This window comes from Parasphingorhabdus sp., from assembly GCF_039982395.1.
GTDB lineage: Bacteria > Pseudomonadota > Alphaproteobacteria > Sphingomonadales > Sphingomonadaceae > Parasphingorhabdus.
In genome coordinates this window covers 554,166-568,318 of sequence record NZ_JBDWYO010000001.1, presented here as the reverse complement: position 1 = coordinate 568,318, position 14,153 = coordinate 554,166, and the positions used below count along the sequence as shown (strand labels likewise).

Annotated in this window: 10 protein-coding genes; 1 reads left to right on the top strand and 9 read right to left on the bottom strand. The window is 55.5% G+C overall.

Features of this window, described 5'->3' with window-relative positions:
* Positions 1 to 6: 6 nt before the first annotated feature.
* The 7 genes from ABJV08_RS02780 to ABJV08_RS02750 form a co-directional block, all read right to left on the bottom strand.
* Complete coding sequence (locus ABJV08_RS02780; RefSeq protein WP_348038765.1) at positions 7 to 915, bottom strand: diacylglycerol kinase family protein; 909 nt, start codon at positions 913 to 915, stop codon at positions 7 to 9.
* Positions 916 to 974: 59 nt separating this feature from the next.
* A complete protein-coding gene (locus tag ABJV08_RS02775; protein WP_348038767.1) occupies positions 975 to 2,618 on the bottom strand; it encodes an acyl-CoA synthetase in 1,644 nt (547 codons plus the stop codon).
* Positions 2,619 to 2,704: 86 nt separating this feature from the next.
* On the bottom strand, positions 2,705 to 3,868 hold the full coding sequence (locus tag ABJV08_RS02770; RefSeq protein WP_348038769.1) for a CoA transferase: 1,164 nt from the start codon (positions 3,866 to 3,868) through the stop codon (positions 2,705 to 2,707).
* 91 nt (positions 3,869 to 3,959) lie between these two features.
* A complete protein-coding gene (locus tag ABJV08_RS02765; protein ID WP_348038771.1) occupies positions 3,960 to 5,114 on the bottom strand; it encodes a nitronate monooxygenase in 1,155 nt (384 codons plus the stop codon).
* A gap of 91 nt (positions 5,115 to 5,205) precedes the next feature.
* A complete protein-coding gene (locus tag ABJV08_RS02760) occupies positions 5,206 to 7,203 on the bottom strand; it encodes a biotin carboxylase N-terminal domain-containing protein (protein ID WP_348038773.1) in 1,998 nt (665 codons plus the stop codon).
* Between the two features lie 106 nt (positions 7,204 to 7,309).
* Positions 7,310 to 8,122: an enoyl-CoA hydratase-related protein gene (locus ABJV08_RS02755; protein WP_348038775.1), complete on the bottom strand. Its 813-nt coding sequence runs from the start codon at positions 8,120 to 8,122 to the stop codon at positions 7,310 to 7,312.
* Positions 8,119 to 9,741, bottom strand: coding sequence for a carboxyl transferase domain-containing protein (locus ABJV08_RS02750; protein ID WP_348038777.1), 1,623 nt, complete (start codon positions 9,739 to 9,741; stop codon positions 8,119 to 8,121). The genes ABJV08_RS02755 and ABJV08_RS02750 overlap by 4 nt, the downstream gene beginning before the upstream one ends.
* A 121-nt stretch (positions 9,742 to 9,862) precedes the next feature.
* Here ABJV08_RS02750 and ABJV08_RS02745 point away from each other — a divergent pair, with 121 nt between their 5' ends.
* The gene (locus ABJV08_RS02745; RefSeq protein ID WP_348038779.1) at positions 9,863 to 10,591 is read left to right on the top strand and encodes a TetR/AcrR family transcriptional regulator; all 729 of its coding nucleotides are present in this window, start codon (positions 9,863 to 9,865) and stop codon (positions 10,589 to 10,591) included.
* Positions 10,592 to 10,645: 54 nt separating this feature from the next.
* Here ABJV08_RS02745 and ABJV08_RS02740 read toward each other — a convergent pair whose 3' ends face one another.
* Together ABJV08_RS02740 and ABJV08_RS02735 are read right to left on the bottom strand one after the other, a co-directional pair.
* Positions 10,646 to 12,835, bottom strand: coding sequence for a 3-hydroxyacyl-CoA dehydrogenase NAD-binding domain-containing protein (locus tag ABJV08_RS02740; RefSeq protein ID WP_348038781.1), 2,190 nt, complete (start codon positions 12,833 to 12,835; stop codon positions 10,646 to 10,648).
* A 51-nt stretch (positions 12,836 to 12,886) separates the two neighbouring features.
* Positions 12,887 to 14,101 carry an acetyl-CoA C-acetyltransferase gene (locus tag ABJV08_RS02735; protein WP_348038783.1) on the bottom strand — a complete coding sequence of 405 codons (1,215 nt, stop codon included), beginning with the start codon at positions 14,099 to 14,101 and terminating at the stop codon, positions 12,887 to 12,889.
* Positions 14,102 to 14,153 lie beyond the last annotated feature (52 nt).

The following is a 14,153-nucleotide window of genomic DNA, read 5'->3' as shown; positions in this document are numbered from 1 at the left end:
CAGCCCTTAATCAGGGCGTGGCAGGCAATATGTTATCCGACGCTTTGCCATTTTGATCAAACGTGGTTGCTCTGACAGCATATCTCCGTCCACTTGAAAAGCGGCGAGCCTGGATTCCTCATCATCAGGCGTTATCGACAGGCTATGCGCGGTTAGAGTCTGTATAAAATCAAATTTTGCCGGATCTCGGCCGATCGCTACGCCGATAATGAATCGTATAAAATCCCGCCGCCGCCCGCGGTTTAGCGATATAATATGGAATATGTCTGTCGCCAAGCCGGCGGCTGGCGCCAGCGTCCATTTCCCGGCATAATGATGGGCCTTGATCACGTAAAAGGCGCTGCTGGTCATCTGTCTTGTCGATCCGTCGGGCGTTTCCAATGCCAAGGAAAAGCTGAGCTTTGGCCAGTTACCGAGCAATTTTACCAAGGACCAGGCATAAGCCGCCCCACCAATGCGTTTCTTCAGCGCGGGGCTGTGTCTAGCCACAGCTTGCCCATCCGGACCGGCACTGATGCAGGCCACAAAGGGTTGATCGTCACTGGTGATCAGCGGGGCCTCCAGCCTTCCGTCATCCCTGTCGAGAAAGCCTGCCATGATCTCGCGTGCAAACAGCTCAGGATCGCTGGAATAGCCGAGTTCCTTAGCGACCAAATTGACTGTTCCGGCCGGAAAGACGCAGATTGACGCGGAGATGTCCTGTCGTGCCATCTCTGCAACCACTTGCCGCAGCGCACCGTCTCCCCCCGATACGCAGATTAGGTCGATATTGCCGGAGAAGTTGATTTCACCGGCAAGGGAGGTCTGGCCTGAAACCACCGATGCGCCGCAAGCCTCAAATGCCTGTTCCAATATCGACAGACGGCTCTCATCATGCGTCCCCGATGCAGGGTTGTGGATCAGTTGAACAAGCATATGCGCTTCTGGCGATGTTTTGCCAGCAACGTCAATGATTAAGCGTGACCAAAGCCTGTCTAGGCCGCGACGGGTTCAAGCATTTTCAAGGCTGTTTCTTTGGCGGCTTTATAGCCAGCCTTGCCATTGGCGGCGCGCGGAACCGTGTTGACCACCAAGATTGCGCGCGGAGTCTTATAATCTGCAAGCTGCGTGCGGACATGGGCGGTGAGCGATGCTTCATCAAAGACCGCACCTTCGCTTAGCGAGAGAACCGCGGTGATTTTTTGCCCGAACCGGTCATCCGGAATGCCCACAACCAGGCAATCATAGACACTGTCATGGGTTTTGAGGGCTTCTTCCACTTCTTCGGGAAAGATTTTCTCGCCGCCGCTGTTGATGCAGGCCGAACCGCGTCCGAGCAAGGTGATCGACCCGTCTTCCTCGACTGTCGCAAAGTCACCGGGGATAGAATAGCGGACGCCATCAAAGGTTTTGAATGTAGCCGCGCTTTTGGCTTCATCCTTATAATAGCCGAGAGGAACCATCCCGCCGTTACAAATCAGGCCCATTTCGCCAGAGCCGGGAGCGACAGGCCTGCCTTCTTCTGTCAGCACTTTGGTCGTGGGGTTCATTTCGAACTTGGCTGTCTTGTCGATATTCACATTTTCGGCCGTAGTGATCGAACTGCCCATGCTCCCTTCAGTCGAGCCCATGCTGTCGACGATGGCCATATGCGGAATATAATCTAACAGGCCGCGTTTCACTTCCGTTGACCACATCACGCCTGAAGAACCCATCATCTGAAGCGCAGATAGATCAAAGGTTTTCCCTGCCGTCTTGGCATCATCAAGAGCCGCGAGCATCGGCTTGGCAAAGACATCGCCGACGATCGTGATATCGGTGACTTTTTCGTTTTCGGCCAGCTGCCAGAGTGCGACTGGGTTAAAATGGCTATTGTCGAACAAGATCACGCAGCCCCCCAGGCTGTGCGGGATCATCGCTCCGATCCACATGCCTGTACCGTGCATGATAGGGCAAGCGGGAATGGAGCGGCCGGTCGCACCAGCAGCATGGAGTTGCTGAACCAAGGGGCCGAAACTGGATGAATCTGTTGGCGGCTCCATTTCGCGCATTTCAAAACCCTTTGCGAGGAGAGCGCTGGCAAAGCTTTTATGATCATACATCACGCCCTTGGGCATGCCGGTCGTACCGCCGGTATACAGCATATAAAGGTCATCATCCGACCGTTCGATCGGCGGCATCGGCTTGGCAGCGTGCAGAGCCGCTTCATAGGAAATCGCACCTTCCAAATGCTCGCCCGATCCATCGTCGATCTCGAGAAACAGTTTCACTTGGTCAAGCTGGTCGCGGATCGCGGCAACGCGCGGAGCAAATTGCGCCTGAAACACCAATGCTTCGCTGTCGCTGTTGTTGATGACATGGGTTAGTTCCGCCTCGAGATAGCGGTAGTTCACATTGACGGGACAGACGCGCGCTTTGAAGGCGCCGAATTGAGTCTCCAAATATTCTGCAGAATTGAAGGAATAGATGGAGAGTTTTGCGCCGGCATCGAGGCCATGGTCGACAAGCACTTGCGCCACGCGGGCCGCCCGATTCTCATATTCAGCCCAATTGTAGCGTTTATTGCCATCAACAATTGCGGGTTTTTCTGGAATTGCTGCTGCAATATTTTCCCAGATATCAGCCATCTGCCAGGTCATACGAATCTCTCCTATTTTTCCGAGAGAATAGCTAGATTGCGGGCATAGGCAACCGGATGGCGATGGTCGGTACCGATTGAATCAATCTATCTTTGGAGTCGGGCCTCTAGTTCGGCGAGGATATCCTCGCTATGTTCGCCAAGCGTTGGACTGGGGCCGCAATCTTCCAGCTTGCGCCCATCAAAGCGAGCGGGGGCTGTGACATGTTGGATTGGTCCCAACAGCGGATGGTCGGCCTGTTCAAATATACCGATTGCGATGGCTTGTTGATGGGCAGGGAGGTCCTCCAAGGCCAGACAGGGTGCTGCGGGAACATCTTGTTCGGCGAGACCAGCAACCATCTCGGCGCTGGTCAGGTCAGGTTTCTCGCTGGCAATGATTGCGGCAAGCTCTGCCATATGGACGCTACGGTTGGCCATGCCCTTATATTTCTCTTCGGTTTTGAGATCTCCCCGATCGACGATATCGAACACCGCATCCCAATGGGCATCGGTCATCGCGGCATAGGCAATGGCACCATCCGTTGAACGCAAAGGCAGCTGATAATAATCCGCAAAGGGCGCGCCATGAGTCACGTCATCCGCTTTTAGGGTAAGATGCATGCCGGCGTCAGGCCAGAGGAACGCCACACAGCTTTCGAACATCGAAAGGTCAATATGCTGACCCACGCCGATCCGTTCTCGTGCGAACAGGGCAGCGGTAATAGCCTGGGCCGCGGTATAGGCGGTGACCTTGTCGCAGATCAGGGTTTTGACATAAGCAAAGCCGTCAGGGTGGCCCTGCAGGGTCATGAACCCGGCCATGGCTTGCATCACATGGTCATAGGCCGGGCGACCTGCCAGCGGCCCTTCATGGCCAAAACCGGTGATGGCACAATAGATGAGTTCGGGATGTTCCTTGCGCAATGCTTCGCTGCCCAGTCCCAGACGATCCATGACCCCCGGCCGGTAATTGTGGATGACGACATCTGCTGCCAGGCAGAGCTGCCGTGCACGGGCGACGCCTTCATCCGATTTGAGATCGAGCGTGATCGACCGCTTCGCCCGATTGCAATTGTGGAACAGGCCCGAAATACCGGCTTTCTGGCTACCCAGCCAGCGCATCGGATCGCCAATGCCGGGCGGCTCGACCTTGATGACATCCGCGCCTTGCTGGGCGAACATCATCGTCGCTAGCGATGCCGTGATCATCGTAGAAAATTCGACAACCTTGATTCCTGCCAAAGGCTGCGTGAGCGTTGCTTCTGTCATGTCGTCCTCAATCCCAGCCCCGTGATGGTGAGCGAGGCAGAGCATATGGAGCAATTAGTCCCGCGACAAGCTCAGGATGGATAGGGGTTTGTCATTCGCCCAAATTGGTCGCGAGCCTCTCATAAGCGGTGATAAAATCTTCCTTGAAGCCTTGCACCACCTGTCCCGCGGTCATCTGTTCGTTCATCAGGCCCACACCTTGTCCAACCCAATAGGTGGCGAGATCCTTGGCGCCCTGATTGTCTCCCTGGCTAAGCTTGTCGATCACGCGCAGCGGGGGTTCTGCCACCAGAGACTGTAGCGGCATGGGAAGCGCTGATGGCGCGCCTTCTGCCTGCCATGCGTCGGTCCAGGGTGAACGCAATTGACGGGAAGGCTTGCCTGTGCGCGACCGCGCCCGCACTGTATCCCGCGAGCTGGCGGCGAGCATTTTTTCTTTCACGACCGGATTGGTTTCGGCTTCGGCCGTGGTCAACCATACCGACCCGCACCAAGCACCGCTGGCGCCCATGGCCATGGTGGCGGCCATCTGAGCGCCGGTTGCGATGCCGCCTGCTGCGAGTACCGGCGTATCGTCGCCGATGGCGTCGAGCATGTTGCAGATTTCGGGGATCAGCACCAAGGTGGATATATCACCGGTATGACCACCCGCCTCACCGCCTACCGCGACGATGATATCGACTCCGGCGGCGACCTGAGTCATTGCATGTTCTTTGGTGCCGACCAGCGCAGCAACCGGCACATTATGTTTCTGGCCCAGATCGAGCATCACCTGGGGCGGTATGCCTAGAGCATTGGCGACCAGACCGATCGGATGCCGGAAGGCGACCTCCAGAATTGCAGCTGCGGTGCCGCCGCGCAAATTTTCTGTGGAAGCGACCTGTTCCAAGCGGACGGCCTCGATGTCTCCGGCGCTTCGCTCGGAATCGACACCATGGCGTTCCAATATCTCGTTGGTAAATTGCTTATGTTCTTCCGGAATGGAGGCTAGCACCGCCTCCGGATCCGGACTTTCGCCCTTACCTTCGACCTTGTTTGGAACGATGATATCAAGGCCATAAGGTTTGCCATCGACATGCGCATCAATCCAGCTGAGTTCCTCTTCGAGCATTTCGGGAGAGCAATTGACCCCGCCAAACACACCCATGCCGCCAGCTCTGGAGACAGCGGCCACAACATCACGGCAGTGGGAAAAAGCAAGAAGCGGAAATTCGATTCCCAGCAGGTCGCAGATCTTATTGGTCATAGGCGGTTTCCTTTTGCCGTCCGCCCTGAACCTGTCGAAGGGCCCTTTACGAGCAATCGCATTTGGACAAGCTCAACAGGAACGGCGGTTATCAAGTTTCGGTTTCTTCCGTCTCCAGCGCGGCAATCTCCATGATCAGGTCATCGGCGGCAATTTGCTTGCCAGCTGTGGCAGCGATGGTTTCAACCGTGCCGTCGATTTCAGCGAGTATCTCGTGCTGCATCTTCATCGCTTCGAGAACCGCAAGCTTGTCGCCTTTGGCGACCTGTATTCCGGTTTCGACCAATATTTCCAGCAACAGCCCGTGCATCGGCGCGACCACCGTTCCGCCGCCGCCTGCATCCTCCATCGCACTGACCCCGCTGAGGTCGGTAACCGCCAGCGACCGGCTGGGCAGAGCCAGGTGAAGCGTGCGATGATCGGCATAGTAAATGGCTTCGATGGTTCGTCCGTCGACCCGCAATTTCGCGCGATCGCTGGTTAGGGACATCAAGACAATATCAGCGCTCTTGTCACCCGCATTCACTCGATAATAGTCAGGCTTGTCGACATGGACATGGATGGTCTGGGCGTCTTCCCCGTCGGCATATTGCATCACGGTTTCCAGTGCGCCGCTGTTCGACCAGTCGAGCATCTCCGCGTTCACGTTGAGAGCCAAGCGATGCGACGCCTGCTGGCGCAACCTATGATGGATCACTGCTGCGATGGTATAAGCTGAAAAATCATGGCTACCGAGGTCGACTCCGCCTTCGCCATAATTTTCGGCAATGAAAGCGGTGGTCGCTTCGCCATTCACGAAATCAGGCTTGTCGAGCGCATCGATCAGGAAATCGCGGTTGGTCTTGGGACCGAATAAGGCGGTTTCCGACAAGGCCTTGATCATCCGGCGCCGGGCTTCGTCTCGCGTAGCACCATGGGTGATGATCTTGGCGACCATGGAATCGTAGAAAGGCGATACTTCGCCACCGGTTTCAATGCCGCTATCCACCCGCGCCAGACCGGATGGTTTCCACAGATGAACCGGTCCCGTGCTGGGCAGAAAATCATCCGCAGGATCTTCGGCATAGAGCCGGACTTCCATCGCATGACCACTCAGGGTGATGTCCTGCTGTTCGAGCCCCAGCAAGTCGCCTGACGCGACTTTGAGTTGCAGCGCAACCAGATCATGACCGGTAATTTCCTCGGTCACCGGATGCTCGACCTGAAGCCTCGTGTTCATTTCCAGAAAATAGAAGGCACCCGACGGATCGAGCAGGAATTCAACCGTGCCGGCACCGATATAATCAACGGCTTTTGCCGCTTCTACTGCTGCCGCACCCATTTCTTGTCGTAGCTTTGGCGTCATGACGGGACATGGTGCTTCCTCGATTACTTTTTGATGCCGCCGCTGCACCGAACAATCGCGTTCGCCAAGATGAATGGTGTTGCCCTGGCTGTCGGCAAAGACCTGAATCTCGACGTGGCGCGGTTTGATGATCGCTTTTTCGAGGATCAACTCGCCATTGCCAAAGGCATTTTCCGCCTCGGACCGCGCCAGCTTGATCGCATTGGCAACGTCGCCAAGATCATGGACCAGCCGCATGCCACGGCCGCCGCCGCCAGCCGCTGCCTTGACCATCAGCGGTACACCGATCTTCTCCGCTTCGGAGATCAACACGCCGTCTGCCTGATCATCGCCCTGATAGCCTGGAACGCAAGGCACGCCGGCGGCGATCATGGCACGTTTTGACCGGGCCTTGTCGCCCATCACGTCGATTGCTTTTTCCGGAGGCCCGACAAAGATGATTCCAGCCCCGGCACAAGCTTTCGAAAAGGCTGCATTTTCAGACAGGAAGCCATAGCCAGGATGGATGGCATCAGCGCCGGTATCCTTTGCCGCCTGGATGATTTTGTCAATCAACAGATAGGATTCATTAACTGGAGCGGGGCCAATATGCACCGCATCATCCGCCATTTTTACATGGGGAGCCTCCGCATCGGCACTGGAATAGACGGCGACGGTTCGGATACCTTGTGCTTTGGCTGTGCGCATGATGCGGCAAGCGATTTCTCCGCGATTGGCGACAAGGAGCGTATTGATCTTGGTCATATTGTTTTTCCTTCACCCCGTTCGTGCTGAGCCTGTCGAAGCGAGGCATCACAGCAACTGTCGATCGACAAGCTAAGGTCGAACGGAAGAATTTCCGAAAATTTGTTCATTCCGGCTTCACCACCCAATTGGGTTTGCGTTTTTCAAAGAAACTGGCGACGCCTTCCTTGGCTTCGTCACTCACCATGCGATCGGCAAAATTCTCTGCGGCTAGACGGACCACCTCTTCGCGCGGCTTGCCGGCTATTTGTCCGAGCAATTCCTTGGTCGCCGCGACAGCACCGGGAGCTGCCCCCAGCACTTGTTTGCGGATCTGCATTTCAATTGCTTCGAGCCCGGGAACATCATCTGCAATGAAATCGGCAAAGCCCAGCTTATGCGCTTCCGTTCCATCAAAGCGCGCAGCGGTGAGCATCAAGCGACGGCCCGTGGCATAGCCCAGCTTTTGAATCACAAAGGGGGATATTTGCGCCGGTGAAACACCAATGGCGGTCTCGGTCATCGCGAAACGCGCGCCGCTGTCGCAGATCACAACGTCGGCGCAGCAGCTCAATCCAAATCCGCCGGCCATCGCGGCGCCTTCGATCAATACGATCACAACCTGTGGTGCTGTGTTCACCAGGTCAAAAATTTCAGCCGCGCCGCTGGACATCGTGATGATTGCCGTGCGGTCGCCGCTCTTCTGAAAATTCTCTTTGAAATTCTTTAGATCCGCTCCTGCACAAAACACCCCACCGCGCCCTCTCAGGGTAATGCCACGGACGGTGCGATCATCGCGAATGCCTTTTAAAACAGCGCCCAACTCTGCCACCAAGGCGTCGCTCAACGCGTTACGATTGTCCGGCTGATTGAACCAGATAGTAAGCCAGCCCTGTTGGAGCTCGAGCTCCAGTGTTTCGGTTTTCGGGAGATCGGTCATATGCGCGCCACGCCAAAAGCATTGGGATGGAGCGTCCGGTTTTTCGCTTCGAATATGGTCTCCAGCGCAAAGCCCAGCACCTTACGGCTATCGCGCGGGTCAATCACACCATTGTCTAGGCAACGGCCAGAGGTGAAGAAGGCGCTTTCCTGGGATTCAAAAATATCCTTGATCCGCCGTTCCTGCTTGGCGATCATCGCTTCATCGGGCTCCACACCTTTGCGTTTCGCTTGGACCCGCGCAACATGGCTCATCGTGTTGGCCGCGGATGCGCCAGCCATCACTCCGGTTTTTGCATTGGGCCAGCTGAACAGGAAATCCGGTTCGAATGCGATGCCGCTCATCCCGTAATTGCCAGCGCCAAAGCTTGCCCCGATATAGAGGGACAATTTTGGTACCCGAACATTGGATACGGCCTGGATCATCTTGCTGCCCAGTTTGATCATGCCTTTATGTTCGGACTCGGTGCCGACGATATAGCCGGTTGTGTTGTTCAGGAAGATGATCGGCAGTTCGGACTGGTCACACAGCTGGAAGAAATGCGTCGCCTTGGCGGCCGCTTCCGGGTCGAAGGGGCCATTGTTGCCGATCAGTCCCACCGCATGTCCCATGATGCTGGCCTGCATGCACACCGTTCCGGGGCCATAGCGCGACTTGAACTCCTCGAAATCGGATCCATCGACGATACGTGCCGCAACTTCGCGGACATCATAAGGAATGGTATAGTCTGTTGGAACCACGCCTGCGATCTCGTCTATGTCATAGACCGGCTCTTCATAATCATTGCGACGGATAGGCGTGGTATTCTTGTTCCAGTCCAGACGACCCATGGTGTCGCGTGCGATCGCAATGCCGTGCGCGTCATCGTCCGCTAGATATTCTACCGACCCGGTTGTGCTGGCATGCATTTCGGTGCCACCCAGTTCGCGATCATCGGCCACTTCTCCAGTAGCCGCATGCACAAGTGCCGCGCCACCAAGCGCGGCCATGCCATTGTCTCTAATGCCAACGACATAATCCGACATGCCGGGCATATAGGCGCCGCCCGCGGTGGACGGGCCATGTAGGACAACCATTGTGGGAACACCTGCCGCGCTGAGCCAAGCCAGGTTGCGGAATAACATGCCGCCATGAGCCCAAAGCTCGACCTTATATTCCATCAGATTTGCGCCAGCGCTTTCCACCAGATGGATGAAGGGAAGCTTCAGGTCTTGCGCCATTTTTTGCGCGCCTTTGCTAGCGTCCCAGCCTCCAGTGGTCGCGGCGCCCGCCCGAATCCCGCTGTCGTCAACCCAGATCATGCAGCGTACGCCTTTGACAAAGCCGATACCCAATATCACGCTGCCGCCCGGTATGCTGGTGTCGGGGTTGCTGTCTTCGACCATATAGTTGGCCATATTGTAGAGCTGCAGCCAGGGCATGCCGGGATCCAACAGACGTTTCAGCCGCTCGTGCGGAGTCAATTGACCGCGTTTCTCAAAGGTCGGCCGCCGTTTCTCGGAGGCGTCGACTGCACGCTTTTCTAGACCGCGGAGATGATCAATCAACGTCAGCATATCTTTGCGATTTTGCGCAAAACTATCCGAACCGGTGGCGATTTTCGATTTAAACTGGGGCATGTTCAAGGCGCCTTTGCGGGAAATGGCATGGCTGAATATTGGTCATTTGACACGTCGAGTCTCCTGTGGCTATTTGAATAGCACTCGGTATTTCCGAGTCAAGTTCAATAAAGGACGGATTTTGGCGACTAAGGCGGTCAATCTGGAAACGCAGCGCATCAAGCTGGAGCGCAAGGAGCGGGCGATATTGGATGCCGCGCGCGGTGTCTTTGTGGAACATGGTTTTGACGGTGCGCGCATGTCCGAGATCGCCCGCCGGGCCAATATCGGCGAAGGAACAATCTACAGCTATTATGAATCCAAGGCAGAATTGATGCTCGCCGTGCTCAAACAATTCTGGGATGGCCTGACCCTGGAAGCCAAAGCCGTCATGGCGTCTACCAAGGCGGAAGGGTTTTTTGACCGTTTACGGGCTTTGGCGCAATATCATCTGAATACTGTGATCGTGAACGCCGATTTCATCAATCTGAGCTTTGCTCTGCGGCGCAACAACAGCGAGGTCAGCGTCTCACGCGACCATTTGCGCCAATATGTTGCTGTCTTTGATCAGTTGTTTCGCCGTGGACAGGATCGTGGTGAACTCAGGGGGAATGCCGTCCTGTGGCAAGCACGCGACATATTTTATGGCAGTCTGGAATATAGTGCGCGGTCTATCGAGATGACGCTGAACAGCGAACATATGCTACGGGAACAAAGTCCGGTTGTTGAGCAGATGGTGGGACTATTCCAGGCGCATTACGGCGCGGGTGATGGCGTTGAGTTCGCTAACAATTCTGCTGTCGGGCGACTGTCGCAACAAGTGGATCAGCTTTCCGCTCAAATAGACATGCTGACCAAGCGCCTTTCGTAGCAGACAAAAAAAGAGCCCCCGAAGGAGCTCTTTCTTATTTGGTTTTGGTTCGGTTTAAGCCGCTTTGTAAAAGCTCTCGCCCGCATCCGCCTTTTCACGGAAACTCATGGGAGGCTTGAACCGCTCGCCATATTGCTGTGCCATATTGTCGGCTGTGCGCACAAAATTGTCGACGCCAATCGTATCGATATGGCTCATCGGGCCGCCGGTCCATGGTGCAAAGCCCCAACCGAAAATAGCGCCCAGATCAGCCGATTGCGGATCGGTTACAACCTCTTCATGGAAACATTGGGCGGTGGCGATCAACTGGATGTACATCAAACGCTGTTTGACTTCCTCAACATCAGGCTGTTCGTCGGCCAGCGGGAAATGCTCGCTAAGGCCAGGCCATAATTTCTTGGAACCATCGTCGCTATATTCGTAGAATCCACCACCAAAGCGACGCCCGCGACGATCGATGGTCTTGACCATCAATTCCATCAGATCCTCGGTGCCGCTCGGAACATAGGCATCACCCATTTCTTCTTTGGTTGATGTCATGATGTCGTAGCCGAGTTGCAACGTGGTTTCGTCGACAATCGCCAGCGGACCAATGGGCATGCCCATGGCCACTGCGGCATTTTCGATCAATGCTGGCTTAACGCCTTCGGCAACCATCAGCATCGCCTCATTGGCATAAGGCGGGAACACGCGGTTGGTATAGAAACCGCGAACGTCCTTGACCACAATCGGTGTTTTCCGGATCTTTGCATTATAGTCGAGCGCAACGGCCAAGGCCTTGTCACCCGTTTCATCACCGGGAATGATTTCCAGCAATGGCATTTTTTCAACGGGTGAGAAAAAGTGCATCCCGATGAACTGGTCTGGCCGGTCGCTATTCTTGGCAAGGCCAGTGATCGGCAGTGTCGACGTATTGGAAGCAAAAACAACATCTTTGCCGATAACCGCTTCGGTTTTCTTGATCACGTCGGCTTTGATATCCGGGCGTTCGAAAACCGCTTCGATGATCAGGTCGACATTTTTGAGATCATCATAATTGTCGGTGGGTTTGATCCGCGCCATGAAGGCATCGGCTTTTTCCTGGGTCATTTTGCCGCGCTTCACGCCTTTGTCGACGATCTTCTGGCTGTAAGCGATGGCTTTTTGCGCTTCTTCCATGCTGCGATCGAGAACGATGACATTCATGCCACCTTTCGCCGTAACATGGGTGATACCCGAACCCATCAGGCCGGCACCAAGAACGCCGACGGTTTTGAGGTCGGTTGCCGGGACGTCTTTCGGACGGGCCGCGCCTTTTTCCGCTGCCTGTTTGTTGATGAACAAGGTGCGGATCATATTCTTGGCTTGTGGGCCGGAGAGCAGCTTGGTGAAATATTTGCTTTCGACGCGCAAGGCGGTGTCCATGGGGAGCATCGAGCCTTCATAGAGGCAAGACAGAATTGCTTTAACGGCTTCGAAATTGCCCTTGCTCTGTTTGAGCGCAATGGCGGACGAACCCATGTAGAGCGGCACGGCGCGGGGATCCATTGAACCCGCACCACCGGGGAATTTATAACCCCTTTTGTCCCAAGGCGCAGCAGCTTTCGGATTGGCTTTGACCCATTCTTTCGCCTTGGCGATGACTTCATCAGCAGGAACGACTTCATCGATAAAGCCTTGTGCTTTAGCAGCCTGCGGGTTTGCTGGAGCACCGGTCATGATCATCATGCCGGCGGCTTGCAGTCCCGAAAGGCGCGGCAAGCGCTGTGTTCCGCCGCCGCCAGGCAGCAAACCGACTTGGACTTCGGGGAGGCCGAGTTGGATTTTCGGATTGTCTGCACAAACGCGATAGTGGCAGGCCAAAGCGAGTTCCAGACCACCGCCAAGAGCCAAGCCGTTGAGGGCGCATACAACGGGTTTCGCATGTGCCTTGCCTTTGAGCAGGTCTTTCGCACTATGGCCGCCGGTTTCCATCATCCGGAGCATGCCATTGAGCTCCCAGGCGCTTTCAAAGGCTTCGGCCATGCTAGCCGCCTTGGAACCACCCAGCATATTGAGGTCCGCACCGGCGAGAAAGCCGGATTTTTTGCCGGATGTGATAACCGCGCCTTTGATGGCGTCATTGCTGTTCAGTTCGGGAACAAAGGCTTTGAAGTCGGCAATGAGCGCTTCGTTCCATACGTTCATGGATACGCCGGGAACGTCGATGGTGACGAGGGCAATGCCATCGCTATCGATATCAACGGTAAATGTTTCGTAGGTCATGTTGTCTGTCCTGCTGGATAATTTGTGTTTTCGGTGAACGCGTCGATGTGTCTAGTTCACACGCTCGATGATGGTGGCAATGCCCATGCCGCCGCCGATGCAAAGCGTCGACAGAGCTGTGGTCTTGTTCGAGCGCTCCAGCTCATCAAGCACCGTGCCAAGGATCATTGCGCCGGTTGCACCAAGGGGGTGACCCATCGCAATGGCACCGCCGTTGACGTTCATATCGCTGTGATCGACATTCATGGCTTCCATGAAGCGCAAAACGACAGCGGCAAAAGCTTCGTTGAGTTCCCACACATCAATATCATCTGCGGTCATACCGGCACGGGCCAGCGCTTTCTTTGCGGCAAATTCAGGGCCGGTCAGCATGATCGTTGGCTCGCTGCCGATCGCTGCCATCGAAACGATACGCGCACGCGGCTTCAGGCCATATTTTTCGCCAGCCGATTCATTGCCAAGCAATACGGCTGCAGAACCATCGACGATGCCGGAACTGTTGCCCGCATGATGGACATGATTCATTTTTTCGACATCAGGATGTTTGAGGATCGCGACATCGTTGAAGCCAGGCATTTGTTCACCCATGCCGATGAAAGCCGGGTTGAGCGAGCCGAGCGACTGCATGTTGGTTTCGGGCCGCATCAGTTCATCGCGGTCCAGAACGACTTCGCCGATAACATCGCGAATCGGGAGAATAGATTTTGCAAAACGTTTCTCGTCCCAGGCTTGGGCGGCGCGTTTCTGGCTTTCGACAGCATAGGCGTCGACATCATCGCGGCTATATCCATATTTGGTGGCGATCAGATCGGCAGAAATTCCCTGCGGCACGAAATATTCCTGAAAGACCAGGGTCGGGTCGGCCATACCGCCCATACCGTCGCTGCCCATCGGGACGCGGCTCATGGATTCGATACCACCACCAACGGCCAGATCGGTTTCACCCGCTTTGACTTTGGCCGCCGCGATATTGACGGCTTCCAGGCCCGAACCGCAGAAACGGTTGACCTGAATGGCGGAGGTTGTCTCCGAATAGCCGGCTTTCAAGACCGCAGAACGGCTGATAACAGCGCCTTGCTCTCCGACCGGTGAGACGCAACCAAAGGCCACGTCTTCGACTTCATGGCCTTCCAGCCCGTTGCGATCGTTGACCGAGGCAAGCACTTGCGATGCCAGATCAAGGGCCGTGATTTCGTGCAGGCTGCCATCGCTGCGGCCTTTGCCGCGCGGGCTTCTTACCGCATCATAGATAAAGGCTTCGGTCATATCAGGTTCCTTCTACTGGAAGAATTGGAGGTATGTTTCATATATAGCTAAT